The 17,526-nt window shown below is 71.4% G+C and carries 15 protein-coding genes; 6 read left to right on the forward strand and 9 right to left on the reverse strand.

Features of this window, described 5'->3' with window-relative positions; genetic code table 11:
* Nucleotides 1-61: 61 nt before the first annotated feature.
* From CT688_RS00220 to CT688_RS00235, 4 genes are all read left to right on the forward strand, one after another.
* Nucleotides 62-1,396 (forward strand): FMN-binding glutamate synthase family protein, encoded by a 1,335-nt coding sequence (locus tag CT688_RS00220; protein WP_107757894.1) that lies wholly within the window; start codon nucleotides 62-64, stop codon nucleotides 1,394-1,396.
* A gap of 96 nt (nucleotides 1,397-1,492) precedes the next feature.
* Nucleotides 1,493-2,149, forward strand: coding sequence for an XRE family transcriptional regulator (locus tag CT688_RS00225; RefSeq protein WP_031264431.1), 657 nt, complete (start codon nucleotides 1,493-1,495; stop codon nucleotides 2,147-2,149).
* Nucleotides 2,150-2,300: 151 nt separating this feature from the next.
* On the forward strand, nucleotides 2,301-3,557 hold the full coding sequence (locus CT688_RS00230) for an allantoate amidohydrolase (RefSeq protein WP_107755263.1): 1,257 nt from the start codon (nucleotides 2,301-2,303) through the stop codon (nucleotides 3,555-3,557).
* A 27-nt stretch (nucleotides 3,558-3,584) separates the two neighbouring features.
* A complete protein-coding gene (locus CT688_RS00235) occupies nucleotides 3,585-4,829 on the forward strand; it encodes an FAD-binding oxidoreductase (protein ID WP_107755264.1) in 1,245 nt (414 codons plus the stop codon).
* A 51-nt stretch (nucleotides 4,830-4,880) separates the two neighbouring features.
* Here the strand turns inward: CT688_RS00235 and CT688_RS00240 are convergent, their stop codons facing one another.
* The 6 genes from CT688_RS00240 to CT688_RS00265 all read right to left on the reverse strand — a co-directional run bounded on the left by CT688_RS00240 (nucleotide 4,881) and on the right by CT688_RS00265 (nucleotide 12,620).
* On the reverse strand, nucleotides 4,881-5,735 hold the full coding sequence (locus CT688_RS00240) for a PhzF family phenazine biosynthesis protein (protein ID WP_107755265.1): 855 nt from the start codon (nucleotides 5,733-5,735) through the stop codon (nucleotides 4,881-4,883).
* Nucleotides 5,736-5,778: 43 nt separating this feature from the next.
* Complete coding sequence (locus CT688_RS00245; RefSeq protein ID WP_107755266.1) at nucleotides 5,779-6,255, reverse strand: hypothetical protein; 477 nt, start codon at nucleotides 6,253-6,255, stop codon at nucleotides 5,779-5,781.
* A 31-nt stretch (nucleotides 6,256-6,286) separates the two neighbouring features.
* A complete protein-coding gene (locus CT688_RS00250) occupies nucleotides 6,287-7,249 on the reverse strand; it encodes a TIGR03885 family FMN-dependent LLM class oxidoreductase (protein ID WP_107755267.1) in 963 nt (320 codons plus the stop codon).
* Nucleotides 7,246-9,150, reverse strand: coding sequence for a glycoside hydrolase family 15 protein (locus CT688_RS00255; RefSeq protein WP_107755268.1), 1,905 nt, complete (start codon nucleotides 9,148-9,150; stop codon nucleotides 7,246-7,248). The genes CT688_RS00250 and CT688_RS00255 overlap by 4 nt, the downstream gene beginning before the upstream one ends.
* Before the next feature lie 2 nt (nucleotides 9,151-9,152).
* Nucleotides 9,153-11,186, reverse strand: a complete 2,034-nt coding sequence (locus CT688_RS17975; protein ID WP_156607041.1) for an SDR family oxidoreductase — start codon at nucleotides 11,184-11,186, stop codon at nucleotides 9,153-9,155.
* A 150-nt stretch (nucleotides 11,187-11,336) separates the two neighbouring features.
* Nucleotides 11,337-12,620: an acyl-CoA dehydrogenase family protein gene (locus CT688_RS00265; protein ID WP_107755270.1), complete on the reverse strand. Its 1,284-nt coding sequence runs from the start codon at nucleotides 12,618-12,620 to the stop codon at nucleotides 11,337-11,339.
* A gap of 155 nt (nucleotides 12,621-12,775) precedes the next feature.
* Here CT688_RS00265 and CT688_RS00270 point away from each other — a divergent pair, with 155 nt between their 5' ends.
* Nucleotides 12,776-13,735 carry a TIGR03620 family F420-dependent LLM class oxidoreductase gene (locus tag CT688_RS00270; RefSeq protein ID WP_107755271.1) on the forward strand — a complete coding sequence of 320 codons (960 nt, stop codon included), beginning with the start codon at nucleotides 12,776-12,778 and terminating at the stop codon, nucleotides 13,733-13,735.
* A gap of 17 nt (nucleotides 13,736-13,752) precedes the next feature.
* Here CT688_RS00270 and CT688_RS00275 read toward each other — a convergent pair whose 3' ends face one another.
* Entirely contained in the window at nucleotides 13,753-14,289 is a 537-nt protein-coding gene (locus tag CT688_RS00275) for a hypothetical protein (RefSeq protein ID WP_194305543.1), read from the reverse strand.
* 103 nt (nucleotides 14,290-14,392) lie between these two features.
* Between CT688_RS00275 and CT688_RS00280 the strand changes: the two genes are divergently transcribed.
* Nucleotides 14,393-15,811 (forward strand): MFS transporter, encoded by a 1,419-nt coding sequence (locus CT688_RS00280; protein ID WP_107755273.1) that lies wholly within the window; start codon nucleotides 14,393-14,395, stop codon nucleotides 15,809-15,811.
* 266 nt (nucleotides 15,812-16,077) lie between these two features.
* Here CT688_RS00280 and CT688_RS00285 read toward each other — a convergent pair whose 3' ends face one another.
* Entirely contained in the window at nucleotides 16,078-16,962 is an 885-nt protein-coding gene (locus tag CT688_RS00285) for an alpha/beta fold hydrolase (RefSeq protein ID WP_107755274.1), read from the reverse strand.
* Nucleotides 16,955-17,479, reverse strand: coding sequence for an SRPBCC family protein (locus CT688_RS00290; RefSeq protein WP_107755275.1), 525 nt, complete (start codon nucleotides 17,477-17,479; stop codon nucleotides 16,955-16,957). Before CT688_RS00290 ends, CT688_RS00285 begins: the two co-directional genes overlap by 8 nt.
* Nucleotides 17,480-17,526: the final 47 nt, after the last annotated feature.

Genomic DNA, 17,526 nt, shown 5'->3' on the forward strand with positions numbered 1-17,526 from the left:
ACAGGAGCCCGACATGCCCTTCGACGGACCCACCCGATCCGACCAGGCCACCCCACCGCAGATGCAGACCGCCCCCGCCGACCCGGCCCTGCGCGAATCCGCCACCTTCCCGCGTTCGGTGATCCACGAGATCCAGCGCGCGGCCGCGACCGGGATCTACGACATCCGCGGCTGGGGTGCCAAGCGGAAGGTGCCGCACTTCGACGACCTGCTCTTCCTGGGCGCCTCCATGTCGCGCTACCCGCTCGAGGGATACCGCGAACGCTGCGGCACCGACATCACCCTGGGCACCCGACACGCCACGAAGCCCCTCCGGCTGGACATCCCCGTGACCATCGCGGGGATGAGCTTCGGTGCCCTGTCGGCGCAGGCCAAGGAGGCCCTCGGGCGCGGGGCCAGTGCCGCGGGCACCTCCACCACCACGGGTGATGGTGGGATGACGGCGGAGGAGCGCGGCCAGAGTTCGAAGCTCGTCTACCAGTACCTGCCCTCGCGCTACGGGATGAACCCCGTCGACCTCCGCAAGGCCGATGCCATCGAGGTGGTCCTGGGGCAGGGCGCCAAGCCCGGTGGGGGAGGCATGCTCCTGGGACAGAAGATCTCCGACCGGGTGGCACAGATGCGGACCCTGCCCCGGGGGATCGACCAGCGTTCGGCCTGCCGGCACCCGGACTGGACAGGCCCCGACGACCTCGCCATCAAGATCCTCGAGTTGCGGGAGATCACCGGGTGGGAGAAGCCGGTGTACGTCAAGGTCGGCGCGACCCGCACCTACTACGACGTCAAGCTGGCGGTGAAGGCCGGCGCGGACGTGGTGGTCGTGGACGGGATGCAGGGCGGCACCGCCGCCACGCAGGACGTGTTCATCGAGCACGTGGGCATCCCCACCCTCGCGGCGATCCCGCAGGCGGTGCAGGCCCTGCAGGAGATGGACCTGCACCGGAAGGTGCAGCTGATCGTCTCCGGCGGGATCCGCTCGGGGGCGGACGTGGCCAAGGCCATGGCCCTGGGCGCCGACGCCGTCGCGATCGGGACGGCCGCGCTGATCGCGCTGGGGGACAACGACCCCCGCTACGAGAAGGAGTACCGCGCCCTCGGCTCGGCGGCGGGGTTCTACGACGACTTCCAGGACGGGCGCGACCCGGCCGGGATCTCCACCCAGGACCCGGACCTGGCGCGACGACTGGATCCGGAAGCAGCCGGTCGGCGCCTGGCCAACTACCTGCACGTGCTCACGATGGAGGCTCAGACCATCGCGCGGGCCTGCGGTAAGTCCCACCTGACCCACCTGGAGCCGGACGACCTGGTGGCGCTGACGATGGAGGCCGCCGCGATGGCGCGCGTGCCGTTGGCGGGCACCGACTGGATCCCCGGCCGCGCGGGGCGGGAGTTGTAGATGACCGTCGTACCGGACGATCGGACCGGGGCCGGACCCGCGCCGGTCACGGGTGGTGACTTCCGCGGGGCGGCGACGATGACTACCGTCGAGGACATGGCAGCCGGCCGGGATGACGAGCGGAGGGTCGTCCACCAGGCGGCGCCGCGTGAGCTCCCCGTGGACGTGCCCACCGGCAACGATCTCGAGCGGATCATCGGCTTCCACGTCCGCAGGCTGCGTCTGGCCGAGAACCTGGGGGTCGCGGAGATGGCCCAGCGGATCGGCATCTCCAAGGCGATGCTGTCCAAGATCGAGAACGCGCAGACGTCGTGCTCGCTGAACATGCTCGCGAAGCTCGCCACCGGGCTCGACGTGCCGGTGACCTCGCTGCTGCGCGGCGCGGACACCCGACGCGACGCGGTGTTCACCCCGGACGGGCAGGGGGCGACGATCGTCGGCCGCGGCACGTCGGTGGGCCACGACTACGAACTGCTCGGCGCGCTGCGGGGACCCAACAAGCGGATCGAACCCGTCCTGGTGACGTTGACCGCCGAGTCGGAGACCCATCCCCGCTTCCAGCATCCCGGCACCGAGCTGCTGTACATGCTCTCCGGCGACATGATCTACCACCACGCCGAGTCCGAGTACCGACTCCGCCCGGGGGACTCCCTGCTCATCGACGGGGAGGGCGTTCACGGGCCGGTGGCGATGCTGGAACTGCCCATACGCTTCCTCTCGGTGACCGCCTACCCCGACGGCGTCGACGGCTGAACTGCCCGGCCCGCCCAGCTCAACGCAGTCCGACCCACTCCGCTTCGCCCACGCCGCACCGTCCCCTCCGAGGGGGCGTGACACACCCGTACCTTCCGCACCGTCGACCTTCCGCACCGTCCGGACGTTCCGGACCCCCGAGGAGCCCGTCATGACCATCCCGGTCGCCACCACCGTCACCTCGCTGATGTCCGCGATCGCGGACGTCGGGACCGACCCGACGCGGGGCGGGTACAGCCGCCCCGTCTACTCCCGCGCGGAGCTGGACCTGCGCGAGTGGTTCCTGGCCGAGGCGGCCGCGCGGGGTCTGGACACCGAGACCGACCGCAACGGGATCATCTGGGCCTGGTGGAATCCGGCCGGCCATCCGCTGGAGGGGGCGGTCGTCACCGGCAGCCACCTGGACTCCGTGCCCGGGGGAGGAGCCTTCGACGGCCCACTCGGCGTCGCCTCGGCGCTCGTGGCGGTGGATCATCTCCGGGCCCGCGGGGTGCGGCCCCGGCGGGCCCTGGCCCTGACGGTCTTCCCCGAGGAGGAGGGGTCACGGTTCGGCCGCGCGTGCCTGGGATCGCTGCTGCTCACCGGCTCCATGGACGCGGCCACCGCGGCGCGCCTGACCGACGACGACGGCACCACCTACGCCGAGCTGTGCGCTGCCAACGGGCTGGATCCGGCGCGCCTGGGCCGCGACGAGGACGCGTTGGGACGGATCGGTCGATTCGTGGAGCTCCACGTGGAACAGGGCCGGGGTCTGATCGACCTGGACAATCCGGTCGCGGTGGCCTCGTCCATCATCGGCCACGGGCGCTGGCGGATCAGCTTCACCGGCCAGGGCAACCACGCCGGGACCACCCTGCTGGCGGACCGCCGCGACCCGATGATCCCGGCCTCCCGCACCGTCCTCGACGTCCGGCGCATCGCCCGCGCCCACCGGGGCGCCCGGGCGACCGTGGGACGGATCGTGCCCACCCCCGGCGGCACCAACGTCATCGCCTCCCGGGTCGATCTGTGGCTGGACGTGCGCCACCCCGACGACGCCGTCACCGCTCGGATGGTCCACGAGATCGCGGAGGCGGCATCGGTGGCGGCCGCGCGCGAGGGCTGCGGGAGCTCGATCGTGCAGGAGTCGCTCAGCGGCTCGGTGACCTTCGACCCGGTGTTCCGTGACCGGCTGCTCGACGACCTGCCCGGGGTCCCCGTCCTGGCCACGGGGGCGGGCCACGACGCCGGTGTCCTGGCCGCGCACGTCCCCACCGCGATGCTGTTCGTCCGCAACCCCTCCGGGGTGTCGCACTCCCCGGAGGAGCACGTGGAGGACACCGACGCCGAACGGGGCGCCGAGGCGTTGGCCGACGTTCTTTCCGACCTGCTCACCTGCGATGACCTCCCGGCTCCCGACGCCGCCTGACCCACACACCACGAGAGAGTGATCCCCATGACCGACACAGCGCACCCGGCCGAGACGGCTCAGCGGGCCGAGACGGCTCAGCGGGCCGAGACAGTGAAGTTCCTCGTGATCGGCGGGGGACTCGAAGGGTTGTCGATCGCCTGGAACCTGGCCGAGCGCGGCGAGACCGACGTCCTCGTCGTCGAGAAGGACACCCTGTGTTCCGGCATGACCGGCAAGTCCAGCGGCATCGTCCGCTGCCACTACGGTTCGCCCACCATGGCGGCCCTGAGTTGGCACAGCATCCCGGTGTTCGAGAACGCGTCCGAGTTGCTGGGCGACGACATGGCGTTCCGCCAGTGCGGATACGCGGTGATCGTCGGCGAGGAGAACGTGATCCCGCTGCGCGCGAACGTGGCCATGCAGCAGAGCCTGGGCATCGAGACCGAACTCATCGCGCCGGACCGGATGGCGGAGCTGTGGCCCGGCCTGAACGTCGACGACGTGGCCGCGGCGGCATGGGAGCCACGCGGCGGTCGCGGGGAGGCGTACATGACGGGGATGGCGTTCGCCGCCGCCGCCCGCCGACACGGGGTCCGGGTTCGCCAGAGCACCCGGGTCACGTCGCTGCTGCGGGGGCGGGGCGACCGGGTGGTGGGAGCCGAGTTCGCGGACGGCACCACGGTGCACGCCGAGCAGGTGATCCTCGCGACCGGGGTGTGGGCGCCGCAGCTCGGCGCCACCGTCGGTCTGGACCTGCCCGTCCGGGCCCAGCGCGCGCAACTGGTGCTGGTGGATCAGGGCGAACCGCTTCAGCACGTGCCCACGCTGTCGGACCTGGTGGGACTGCAGTACCTGTGCCGCGAGCCCAACGGGGAGATCCTCGCCGGGAACTCCGACCACCACTCACCGCAGTACATCGATCCGGACTCCTACTCCAACCGGGCCGACGACTCGACGATCGAGAAGGTCGTGGAGCGGCTCATGCACCGCCTTCCCGATATGCCGGATCCGGCGATCACCGGCAGTTACGTGGGTGCGTACGACACCACACCCGACTACAACCCGGTGATCGGCCCGTCACCCCTCGACGGGTTGTTCCTGGCGGTCGGCTTCTCGGGGCACGGGTTCAAGATGTCGCCCGCGGTCGGTCGACTGGTCGCGGAGTTGCTGCTCGACGGGACGACGACGATGTCGGGTGTCGACCCGACGGACTGCCGCCTCTCACGGTTCGCCGAGGGCAGGCCCACGATCAGCCTGAACCCGTACGTGGGCGCGGGCGAGATGCGCTGAACCGAGCCCGCCGGCGTCGCCACTCGCCTCCCCGCGGCCGCCCAGCGCCGGTCATCCCGCCCGGATCTCCCCGGTGACGAGGTGCGCCACATGACCGGTCACCCAGATGCCGGTGCCAGGGGCGTCGTCCGACCCGGCCGATATCGCCACGCGTCCCTCGCGGCCGAGCGCGGTGCCCTGTCTGGCGGTGTAGCGCGCGGGCAGCGTGCCGTTGCCGGTGAGCCACACGGCCAACCCCGCCTGGAAACTCCCCGTCACGGGGTCTTCCGGGATGCCGGCCGAGACGGGGAAGAAGCGCACCTCGACCTCGGGTCGGTTCCCTCTGGCTGTCGGGTGTGGGCCGACGACCCCGACACGGTCCCCGGCCAGAGCCCTCATGTCGGGCCTGGCGGCGAGAACGGTCTCGGCGTCGCGCAGGAGCAGCGCGCAGGAGCCGGGGCCGTTGTCCACCCACGAGTGGTCCACCACGTCGTCGCGGCGCAGTCCCAGCCCCGACGCCAGCCGCTCCACCTCCGCGTCGGCGAGGGGGCCCGACCTGATCAACTCCGGTGCGGCGAACGACCAGTCGCCGGCGCCCTCGTCGCGGACGGTGACCGGTCCGATCCCGCATTCCTGGACGATCCTCCCCGGCGTGCGGGGCCGTCCGCCCGCCGCGCGCCACGCCGCGCAGGCCCCCAGCGTGGGGTGGCCGGCGAACGGCAGCTCGGCGGTGGGGGTGAAGATCCGCACCCGGTAGTCGGCCCCGGCCGAGGTGGGTGCGAGAAGGAAGGCGGTCTCGGAGAGGTTGGTCCACCTGGCGATGGTCGCCATCTGCGTGTCGGACAGTGCGTCCGCGTCGTGGACCACGGCCAGGGGGTTACCCCGGAACGGGACGGGGGAGAAGACGTCGACCTGCGAGAACCTCATTCCCGAGACGGTACGCCCGGGTTTCCGACCAGCCCAGCCCAGCTCAGCTCTCGCGAAGCGCTCCCGTGCACTTCAGCCGGAGCTTCTCCAGCTGCGCGCCGTGCTCGACCGCGCGCTCCACCAGCGCCTCCAGGGTGGGCTGGGGCAGTCGCGGGTCGCCGATGTCCAGCAGGGCCCGGAACCCCAACTCCTTGCCCCGGACCGCGATCGTGAGCGCCTCCAGCTCGAGGAGATCGCTGAGCGGCGACCTCTGGGCGAACCGCTGGTTGGGCTTGAGTTGACCGAGCTTCTCCGCGGCGCGCGCAGGGAGGTCCTTGAGTGCCGACGGCGCCGTTCCGGCCAGGGTCATGAGCTCTTCGAGGCTGTGGAGATCCTCCTCCGTCTCGTCACCGATGCGGGCGACGACCTCGCGGATCTCCGGGTCCTCGTGGTCCTTCGCCACCCGCCGGAACAGATCCACCCCGGCGGCGGCCCCGGCGTGGTGGTCCTGCATGTACGTGTGCAACATCTCAGTGGCCATGACGGCGACGTTACGTCGTCTGGTCCTCAGGTCAACCGCGAGCGAGCGCCGGGAGCAGCTCCTGCTCCGCCAACTCCAGGAACCCGAGCTGGTCCTGGGAGACGTGGTGCAGGTAGATCTCGTCGAATCCCAGGTCCTCGAACTCCCGGAGCCGGGCGACGAGGTGATCGACCGAGTCGGTGACGATCACGGTCTCCTCGATCTTCTCGTCGGGGATGTACCGGGCGACCAGGTCGAACTCCTCGGGGGTGGGCAGGTCGTGGGCGACCGGGGGGTCCACGGCGTGGTTCTGCCACTGGTCGCGGGCGACCTCCCGGGCGCGGCTCATGGTGTCCTCGATGGCCACGTGGACCTGGAGCGCGAGAGGACCCCGGCCCCCGGCCGTCCGGTAAGACTGGACGATCTGCCGGACCGACTCCGGGTCGTCGTTGATCGTGATGAGTCCATCGGCCCAGTTCGCCGCCCGCGCGGCGGTCTCCGGGGTGAGCGCCGGTCCCATGATCCGGGGCGGCGTCTCCGGCAGCGAGTACACCCGCGCGTTCTCGACGTCGACGAGACCGTGGTGGGTGACCTCCTCGCCGCGGTGCAGGCGGCGGATGACGTCGACGCTCTCCTCCAGGCGGGCCTGCCGGGTGGCCTTGTCGGGCCACTTGTCGCCGGTGATGTGCTCGTTCATGTTCTGGCCGCTGCCGAGGGCCACCCAGAAGCGATCGGGGAACATCTCCGCCAGCGTCGCCGACGACTGTGCGACCACGGCGGGGTGGTAGCGCTGACCGGGCGCGCAGACGGTGCCGAACGTCATGTCGGTGGTGGCCAGTGCCGCCCCCAACCACGACCAGGCGAAGCCCGAATGGCCCTGGCGCGTCGACCAGGGGGAGAAGTGGTCGGAGCACATCGCGATCCGGAAGCCCGCCCGTTCTGCCTGCTGGACGTCCCGCAACAACCTGCCCGGGGGGATCTGTTCGTGCGAGGCGTGGAACCCGTACGTGGTCATCGTTCGCCTTCCTCTCGTGCCTTCCGGGCCGCCTGCAGCGCGTCTGCCGCCCGGATCAACCCGATGTGGCTGAACGCCTGGGGGAAGTTCCCCGCCAGGCGGCCGGATCCGGGGTCGAACTCCTCGGAGAACAGCCCCAGGTCGCTGCCCCGGGACACCATGGTCTCCATGAGGCTCTGCGCATCGTCGATGCGGCCGCTCCCGGCGTACTGCTCGACCAGCCAGAAGGTGCACAGGACGAACGGGTACTCGCCGCCCTCCAGGCCGTCGATCCCGCTGTCGACCCGATACCGGTGGACGAAGCCCTCCTCGGTGACGAGGTCCCGTTCGATGCGCCCCACCGTCCCGAGCATCCGGGGGTCGTCGTAGTCCAGGAATCCGGTGTGGGGCAACTGGAGCAGGGAGGCGTCCACCTCGGAGTTGTCGTAGGTCTGGGTGAAGCTGCCCAGCTCGGAGTCGTATCCGTGCTCGTCGATCTCCTCGGCCAGCCGGGACCGCAGGTCACGCCACCGCTCGACGGGCCCGTCGAGCCCGTGGTCCTCCACCGCGCGGACGCCACGGTCGAAGGCGGCCCACATCATGGCCCGACCGTGGGTGAAGTGGTGGGTCGACCCGCGCATCTCCCAGATGCCGTGGTCCTCCCGGTCGAAGTGTCTCTCCGCGTAGCGCAGGAGCCCCTTCTGCAGTCCCCAGGTGTACTCGTCCTCGTGGACGCCGGCCTCGCGCAGGTCGTGCAGGGCGATCATGACCTCCCCCACGACGTCGGCCTGGTACTGGTCTGCGGCTCCGTTGCCGATGCGCACCGGCCGGGAGTCCTCGTAGCCGTCGAGGTGGTCGAGCTCCGTCTCGATCAGCTGCCGCTCCCCGCCCACGCCGTACATGATCTTGACGTCGTCGACGTCACCGGCGACCGCACGCAGGAGCCAGTCCCGCCACAGCTCGGCGCCCTCGGTGAGTCCGTGTGCCACCACGACCTCGATGGTGAAGGCCGCGTCGCGGAGCCAGGTGTAGCGGTAGTCCCAGTTCCTCTCCCCGCCGAAGTACTCGGGTAGCGAGGTGGTCGGCGCGGCCACGATGGCCCCCGTGTCCAGATTGGTGAGCGCTCGCAGGACCAGGAGCGACCGGGTCACCTCGGGCCGGGGATCGCAGTCGACCTCCAGCTGCGACGACCATTCGGTCCAGGCGCTGATGGTCGCCGCGATGGTCTCCTCGGCGTCGGGCGGGTCGGGCACGTCGTCGTGGGAGGGGAACCAGGTCAGGTCCCAGTCCAACCGCTCTCCGGCGCGGACGTCGAACGCCCCCTCGAGCCGGCGGGCGCGCCCGCCCTCCTGTGACCGTTCGTCGTCGCGCACGTCGGTGCGGGCGTGAGTGTCGTCGTTGGGCGTCGACTCGTCGTCGTCCTCGTCGGGCCACCGCAGCATCGGCCCGGTCACCAGGATGCCGTCGGGCCCCGCCAGCGCCAGCAGCGCTCGGTGCCCCCCGTCTCTGGCGATCTCCCGTGTCCACGGCGTGGCCCGTGCGTAGTCGAACCGCAGGCGCAGGTCGTGCTCGACGGTCACCTCGCCGTCGAGGCATTCGACCCGGCGGATCAGGTCCCCCTGCGACTCGCTCCGCAGGAGACAGTCGGTCACCCGGGCGGTGCCGGACGGGGACCGCCAGGTCGTCTCGAGCACGAAGGTCTCCGGGATGTACCGGCGGTCGAGCACCTCACCGTCGACCACCGACAGACACCACCGGCCGTCCTCCGGGCCACCGAGCAGGGCCGAGAACACGGCGGGGGAGTCGAATCTGGGCAGACAGAGCCAGTCGATGCTCCCGTCCCGCGACACGAGCGCTCCGGTGCGCAGGTCGGACAGCAGCGCGTAGTCCTCCAGGGGCGTACTGCGCGTCGAGCCCGCCATCTCTAGAAGACGGGCTTGCCGCCGGTCACGCCGAGCACGGTGCCCGAGACGTAGCCGGCGTCAGAGGGCGAGGCGAGGAAGACGAACGCGCCCGCGCACTCCGCGGGCTGTCCCGCGCGACCGAGCGGGGTGTCCGACCCGAACTGCTCCAGCTTCTCGCCGGGTTGGGTGGCCGGTTGCAGCGGAGTCCAGATGGGACCGGGGGCGACCGCGTTGACCCGGATGCCCCGGGACCCGAGTTCGGAGGCGAGGTTGACGGTGAGGTTGTTCAGCGCCGACTTGGTGGCCGCGTAGTCGAGGAGCGGCGGTGCCGGCTGGTAAGCCTGGATCGACGTGGTGGTGATGATCGACGACCCGGGCCCGAGGTGGTCCAACGCCTCCTGGCTCGCCCAGATCGTCGCGTAGAGATTGGTCTTGAAGACCCGGTCCATGTTCTCGCTGTCCATGGTCTCCAGACCCTCGCCGCGCGCGTGCTGATAGCCGGCGTTGTTGACGAGGATGTCCAGTCCGCCGAGCTGCTGCGCCGCGTCCCGGACCATCTGCCGACACTGGGTCTCGTCGCGCAGGTCGCAGGGCAGGAGGACCGCCCGTCGCCCCGCGTCCTCGATCCAGCCGCGGGTGTCCTGGGCGTCGGATTCCTCCTCCGGGAGGTAAGAGATCGCCACGTCGGCGCCCTCGCGGGCGTAGGCGATGGCCGCGGCTCGCCCGATCCCGGAGTCACCGCCGGTGATCAGGGCCTTCATGCCCCGGAGTTTGTCCGATCCGCGATAGGTGTGTTCCCCGTGGTCGGGGACCGGGGTCATCTCGGAGCTGAGCCCGGGGGGCCGCTGTTCCTGGGCCGGGAACCCGCCGCTCTCGTTCGTCATCTCCTCGGCACGTCGTGTGATATCGCTTGTAGGGCTCATACTTCCAACGTACGTAACGCTCTCGTATCCGCCACCGGCCCGCGCGTCGGCATGGTCGGTGACACCCGGGCCCTTGGGTGGCCGGGTGGCCCGGCCGGCGGCCGCCTCCAACGCCGCCACGGCCTCGGGCTGAGACATCCCGGTGATCCGGAGGAGATCGATCACGGCCGACCGGATCTGCCCCACCGCCACGCTGACCGCCGGTGAGCTCGGTGCGGCATAGGTGGCGGAGGCCGATACCGCCGAGCCCAGTGCCAGGCGGCGGACCAGCTCGGCGTCTCCGGAGCCGGTCGTCCATCGGCGCAGTTCCTCCACGGCGGACACCAGGTGGTCGAGCGCGTCCACGACGGCCGGGTCGACGGGGTCGCCGTGGCGGACCAGGTTCGCTCCCGCGCGACACAGCGCCCGCCCGGAGGTGACCAGCAGCACCACCCGGTCGCCGAGTCTCCCCGAGGCCCGCAGCGCACGCCGTCGTTCGGCACGGGCGCGGCCGGGTCCCGCGGGGAGTCGTTCCCGCGTGGCGGATGCGGCGTCGAGGAGTTCCTGGCGGGCGGCGGCGAGGGTGTCCATCTCCTCGAGCCGCCGCTCCGCCCCGGACAGCGACCCGGAGGCGAGGTCGTCCCGCAGCGCGATGAGCACGGAGGCGAAGCGGTCCAGGTGCCGGGCGGCGACCGCCGTGACCCTGTGGCGGGGATGGTGGGGGATCACCGAGGTCAGCACCACGGCCACCGCGCCGCCGATCACCGCGTCCCCGAGCCTGACCCACGGGCCGGTCTCCAGGACGGGCACGAGGACCATGACGACGACCGCCGCGACCGCCGCCTGATTGCTCAGCAGTCCACTCGCCCGGAACGCCACCGCCGCGGTGGTGGCCGCGAGCACCGCCACCGTGAGCTGCCACGCACCGACACCGAACCACCGCGCCAGGAGTTCGGCGGCCACGATCCCGAGGAGCACGCCCGTGGAGATCTCGAGAGCACGGACGCGCCGCTGCCCTGCAGAGAGCCCGGTCGCGACCACCGCGGCGATCGGCGCGAAGACCGCGTTCTGGGGGCCGAACACCAGCTCGGCGAGGAGAAACGCGAGGCCGGCGGCCGTCGCCGCGAGAAGCAGGGTGGGGGAGTAGCGCACGACCCTCGCCCAGGATGCGGACCCGCGCCTGCGCGCGCCCTCGACCAACCGGGGCCAGTGGGCGGAATTCTCCGACTCGATGCGACACCACCTCCGGCTACCGGCGTGAGTCCACGGTACGGGCGGGCCACGGGGACGTCATCCGGATGCTCAGCGCGAGAGCAGCCCCTTGGCGATGTGCGTCACCTGGATCTCGTTACTACCGGCGTAGATCATCAGCGACTTGGCATCCCTGGCGAGTTGTTCGACCCGGTACTCGGCCATGTACCCGTTGCCTCCGAAGAGCTGCACCGCGTCCATCGCGACCTCGGTCGCCACCTCGGAGGCGTAGAGCTTCATGGCTGACGCCTCTGCCAGGGTGAGGGGCTTTCCGGCCCGGGCGCGCTCGATGGAGTTGAACACCATGTTCTGCACGTTCATCCGCGCCACCTCCATCCGGGCCAGCTTGAGCTGGATCAGCTGGAAGCGCCCGATCTCCTGGCCCCACAGTGTCCGCTCCCGCGAGTAGTCCACGCAGAGTCGATGGCACTCCTGGATGATGCCCAGCGACATGGTCGCCACGCCGATGCGCTCCGCGGTGAAGCTGGACCTGGCGGACTCGCGCCCGTCGCCACCCCGGTGGTCCTCGGCCTCCCCGAGGAGGCGGTCGCGGCCGAGACGGACGTCGTCGAAGAACAGCTCGCCGGTGGGGGAGCTGTGCAGGCCCATCTTCTTGAAGGGGGCGCTCTGGGTCAGGCCGTCCATCCCCGTGTCCAGGACGAAGGTCAGGACCGGGCGGTCCCGCTTGGCGGTCGCGGTGGCACCGTCCTCGACACCGGCTGCCGTGCCCTCGTCGAGCTTCGCGTAGACGATCATCACGTCGGCGTGCGGGCCGTTGGTGATGAACGTCTTGTGGCCGTTGAGGATGTAGTCGTCGCCGTCCCTCCGCACGTAGGTCCGCATCCCGCCGAACGCGTCCGACCCCGAATCCGGCTCCGTGATCGCCCACGACGCGACCTTCTCCATGGTGACGATGCCCGGAAGCCAGCGCTTCTTCTGCGCCAACGTCCCGCGCGACATGATGGTCGTGGCGCCCAACCCGATGCTCACCCCGAGCGCGGAGACCAGGCCCATGCACGCTCCCGCGAGTTCGCTGATCACCACCGCCATCAGCGAGTCCTGGCCCTCGAACGCCCCGCCCGAGCCTTCCGACCCGCTCGAGCCCCCCGACCCGCTCGACCCGCCCGACTCCCGTGCCTGCTGCCTGGCGAGCATCTTCTCGACCGCGTCTGCGGCCATCGTGTCGATGCCGAACTCCGCGAACAATGTGCGGATGATCGGGTACGGCGTCATCTCCCCGCTCTCCAGGGCGTCCAGGTTCGGACGGATCTCCTTGTCGATGAAGCCGCGTACGGCCTCTCGGATCATCAGGTCGGTCTCGGACCACTCGAACATCGACGCCTCATCTCCTCGGAGTCCCAGGGTTCTGCTGGAACGTGTTCCGCCTGAAGTCTGGCGCGCCCCCGTCGGGCGGGTCGTGGTTTCGGCGTGAAACGCCTCCCGGGACCTGAGGCACACAGGAGCCCGCACTGTTTGGCACACTCGGGTGCATGAGTGAGTCACCCCACGATGCGACCGACCGGGCTGACCACAACCGGGCCGGCCGCGGCCGGCTGGGGAGGGTCGGGCTGTGGACGGGTTCGCTGGAGGGCGTTCCGCCGGCGGGGATCCCCGACCTGCTCGGCGAACTCGACGACCAGGGATGGGGGTCGCTGTGGTTCGGAGAGGCCGTCGGGCGCGAGGCGTTCACCGCCGCGCAGCTCTACCTGTCGGCCACCAGCCGCATGGCCATCGGCACGGGAATCGCGAACATCTACGGACGGGACGCCTCGGCCGCCGGCGCGGCCGCGCGCACCATCGAGGCCCTGCACCCCGGTCGGTTCGTGCTGGGTCTCGGAGTCTCCCACGCCCCGCTGGTGGAACGGCACCGCGGACACCACTACGGTCGCCCGCTGTCGGCGATGCGCGAGTACCTCGACGCGCTCGACCGGACCCAGCCCATGGCCGCGGGCGAGGACACCATGCCGCCGGTGGTGCTGGCCGCGCTCGGGCCCAGGATGCTCGAGTTGTCCCGGGACCGGACCTCCGGAGCGCACCCGTATCTGACCCTGCCCGAGCACACCGCGCGGGCGCGCGACATCCTCGGCGGGTCCGGGGATGACGGGCCGGCGCTGGTGGTGGAACACGCTGCGGTGCTCGCCGCAGGTGTAGAGGACGACGACGAGCTGTGGCGGTCGCGGGCCCGGGACCACCTGAACATCTACACGGGACTGCCGAATTACCGGAACTCGTGGACCCGCCAGGGCTTCGACGAGTCCGACTACATCCGCGGCGGCAGCGACCGCCTGCAGGCGGCCTTGGTCACCCGGGGGATCGAGGCCACGCGGGTCCGGGTGCAGGAGCATCTGGACGCGGGCGCGTCCACGGTGCTCGTACAGGTGCTCGGTGAGAACGTCCTGGTCCCGCCGGTCGAGGACTGGCGGCGCGCGTCCGAGGGCCTCCTGAACTGACCGCTCCCGGTCCTCTCTCAGCCCGGGTACGCGACGGTGTCGACGACGATCGGCCCGGCCACGGCCCCCCCGGTGGTGGTGAGGCGGTACTCGACCCGACCCGACCCGGTGGAGATGATCGCGTCGTAGGGGTGCGCGACGGGGTCCGGGACACCGAGGGAGAACCGCGGGTGGGGGATCTGCGCGACCTTCTCCCCGCGCGCGCCGGTGTCCAGGTTGCGCCAGGACAGCGTGGCGGTCAGGGCGCACGGACCCACGCCCGCGACCGCGAAAGCCCAGCTCACACTGGCCGTACCGGGATACCCGTCACCCCGGAGTGAGGTGGACACCGCGCCGGCGCACGCGCCGGTGGGAGATCCGCCCCAGGTGACCAGACGGTCCGGGGCGGGCAGGACCTGGACGACCGCCTCGGCGGAACCCTGGGCGTGCGCCGTGGCCGGGGCCGCGAGGACGGCCGACGAGGCGAGGGCCGTGGCGGCGAGAGACGCGACGATGGTGGCGGGGAGTCGGTGGGCGGACCGCCGGGACCTTCCGGTGATGTTCACACCGGCCATGCTGGCACCGGGTGATGCAGACCACAAGAGCGCGGGGTCGGCAGCGGACGCGGTCGACACCTGTCTGTAGTGTCCGACTACAGGTCTCTGGAAGGACACGGCGATGGGCGGCAGGACTCGGGGCGGGGACGCCGTTCGTGCGGAGCAGGACGGGTTGGTCGTCGTTCTGGCCTTCGGCGGGATCGTCATGTCCCTCACCCAGACTCTGGTGATCCCGCTGCTGGGGATGCTGCCGGCGATCCTCGGCACCTCGGCGGCCAACGCGGCGTGGGTCGTCACCGTGACCCTGCTGGCCGGAGCGGTGGCCGGCCCGGTGATGGGCCGCCTCGGCGACCTCTACCCCAAGAAGAACGTCCTCATCGGTGTCACCGCGGTGATGGTCGTCGGGTCCGTCTTGTGCGCCCTGGCCACCTCGCTGTGGCCGATGCTCGTCGGCCGGGCGCTCCAGGGCGTGGGGATCGGGGTGATCCCGATCGGGATCGCGACGATGCGTGAGGTCCTGCCCGCCGTGCGCCTCGGTCCGGCTATCGCGTTGATGAGCTCCTCGTTGGGGGTCGGTGGCGCGCTCGGGCTCCCGGCGGCGGCCGCCCTCGCGCAGTACGGCTCATGGCAGTGGATGTTCTGGGGCACGGCCGTACTCGGGGTGGGGATCATCGCGATGATGGCGCTGCGCATCCGGTCGGTGCCGGCGGCCAAACCCGACGGCACGCTGGATCCCGTCGGTGCCCTGGGTCTGGCGGTCGGTCTGATCGCGCTCCTGTTGGCGGTGTCCAAGGGCGCGGACTGGGGTTGGGTCTCTCCCCTGACCCTCGGACTGTTCGTCCTGGCCGCCGTCGCGTTCCCCGTGTGGGGGTGGTGGGTCCTGCGGCACCCGTCGCCGCTCATCGACCTGCGGGTAGCGGCCCGACGGCCGGTCCTGCTGACCAACATCGCCTCGATCCTCGTGGGCATGGGGCTCTACGCGCAGCTGCTCGTGATCCCGCAGATCCTCCAGCTCCCCGTGGCCACCGGGCACGGTCTGGGCCAGTCGATGGTGGCGATGGGACTGTGGATCGCGCCCGGCGGGCTGGCCATGATGGCCGTCTCGCCCGTGAGCGGACGGCTCATCACCACCCGTGGGCCCAAGCCCACGCTCATCCTGGGATCGCTGGTCATCGCGGCCGGGTACGCCTCCGCCCAGTTCCTCATGGGGTCGACGTGGGGCGTCATGATCGCGGCCGTCATCACCAGCTCCGGAGTGGGTCTGGCCTACGGCGCCATGCCCGCCCTCATCATGTCGTCGGTGCCGCACTCCGAGATGGGGTCGGCCAACAGCGTCAACACACTCATGCGCTCGATCGGCACCACCACCGCCGCGGCGGTCCTCGGCGTGATCCTCACGCAGATGTCCGTGGACTTCGGGGGGCTGTTCGTCCCCACCGAGACCGGTTTCCGGGTGGGCCTGCTGCTCGGGTGCGGCGTCGCCCTGGCCGCCGCGGCGGTCGCCGCCGTGATCCCGCCGCCGTGGGAGTCGGAGGACTGACCCGCGAGCGCCGCGGACCCGCGGCCAGGCGGCCAGGCGGGCACGCGGCCACGCGCCCACCCACGGACTTGCGATGCGTGTCGGGACCGATCCCGCCGCGTAACCGGGTCGCAGCCTGACCTTCCGCGCGCGCAGGTCAAAGGGGCCACGCACCCGGGGTCACGCACCGGGGGCGACCCACCCGGGGCCACGCACCCGGGGCGACCCACCCGGGGCGACGCAGGTGGGGTGGCGGACGCGGTGCTCGGCTCGGACGGTGGACCGGGTCAGCCTCCGGCGCGGGCGACGATCTCGCGGGCCAACTCCTCTGGGCGCTCCTCCGGGATCCAGTGGCTCGCGCCGGCCATCTCCACGAAGCGGTAGTCGGCGTCCACGAACCGGGCCGTCCGCTCGGCTCCACCGCGGCCGAGGGCCGGGTCGTGATCGCTCCAGACGAAGGTCGTGGGCACGCGGACCCGGGCGGTGGCCTTGCCGGGCGAGGCGAACGGAAGCGCCCGGTACCACCCGAGTCCGCCGGACACGGCACCGTCGCCGACCACCTCGCTGCGGTAGCGCGCGATCATCTCCGGCGTCATACCCATCCCGGCCAGCGCGCGCTCCGGCAGGCCGACGCGCGACAGCAGCCGCTCCGGCAGCCACGGGAGTTGGAACAGTCCGATGTACCAGGACCGGAGCAGTTGGTCGGAGCGGAGCATCGCCTGCCGGAAGGCCGCCAGGTGGGGCACCGACACCGCCGTCAGCGACAGGACCCGGTCGGGGTGCCCGGCGGCCACGGCCCACGCCACGGCCGCGCCCCAGTCGTGGCCGACGACGTGGGCGGCGGGCAGGTCGGCACTGTCGAGCAGGCCGAGGACGTCCCCAACCAACTCGGAGAGTCGGTACGCTCGCCGTCCCGCAGGGCGGGCGGTGGAGCAGTAGCCACGCTGGTCCAGGACCAGGGTGCGGAACCCGGCCGCGTGGAGGTGGGGGGCCACCGCGTCCCAGCTACTCGTGCGCTGCGGGAAGCCGTGGAGGAGAACCACGACCGCGCCATCGGCCGGTCCGGAATCGATGGCCCGGAACCGGAGGCGACCCCGGGAGAACGTGATCTCCCGGGACGTCGCCGGTCCGGGTCGTGGCGGGGTCGGGCCGGGGACGGTCGGATCAGCCACGGACGTATCCTCTCCGGACAGCCCGCTCGAGGATGCCCAGGGTCGCTTTGAGCGCGGACGCGTCCAGCACCGGCAGGATGCCGGAGTCGCGCCACTTCGGGTGGGCCTCGGACCAGTCGTAGTAGCTCACGACCTCGGTCCCCTCGCCGAGCGGCGTCAGGCGGTACCCGTAGGTGTGACCGATGGGCGGCTTGATCTGGCCGTCGATGGTCCAGGCGATCTCCTCGCCCGGCACGAACCGGGTGATGATGACGGTCACGTCGTACCGGCCGAGGTCGTAGTCGCCGAGCGACTCACGGTCCATGTGGACGACGAACCGGTCGCCCGGGGCCGTGACCACCGAGCCCTCCGCGGACTGGAGCATCCCCGAGGAGTCGATGGCCACGTGACCGTCGGGATCGCAGAGTACGGCGAAGATCCGTTCCGCCGGCGCCGCGATGACCCGCCTGGCCTCGAGGCGGGTCCCGGGGGCGGCGTCGGCGGCCCCGGACGAGCTGGTCGGTTCGCTGTCCGTCATGCCGTCGACGCTACCCCCGGGTATCGGCCGGGCGCTGTGGTGAGGTG

The sequence above is a fragment of the Dietzia sp. JS16-p6b genome (assembly GCF_003052165.1).
Classification (GTDB): Bacteria; Actinomycetota; Actinomycetes; order Mycobacteriales; family Mycobacteriaceae; genus Dietzia.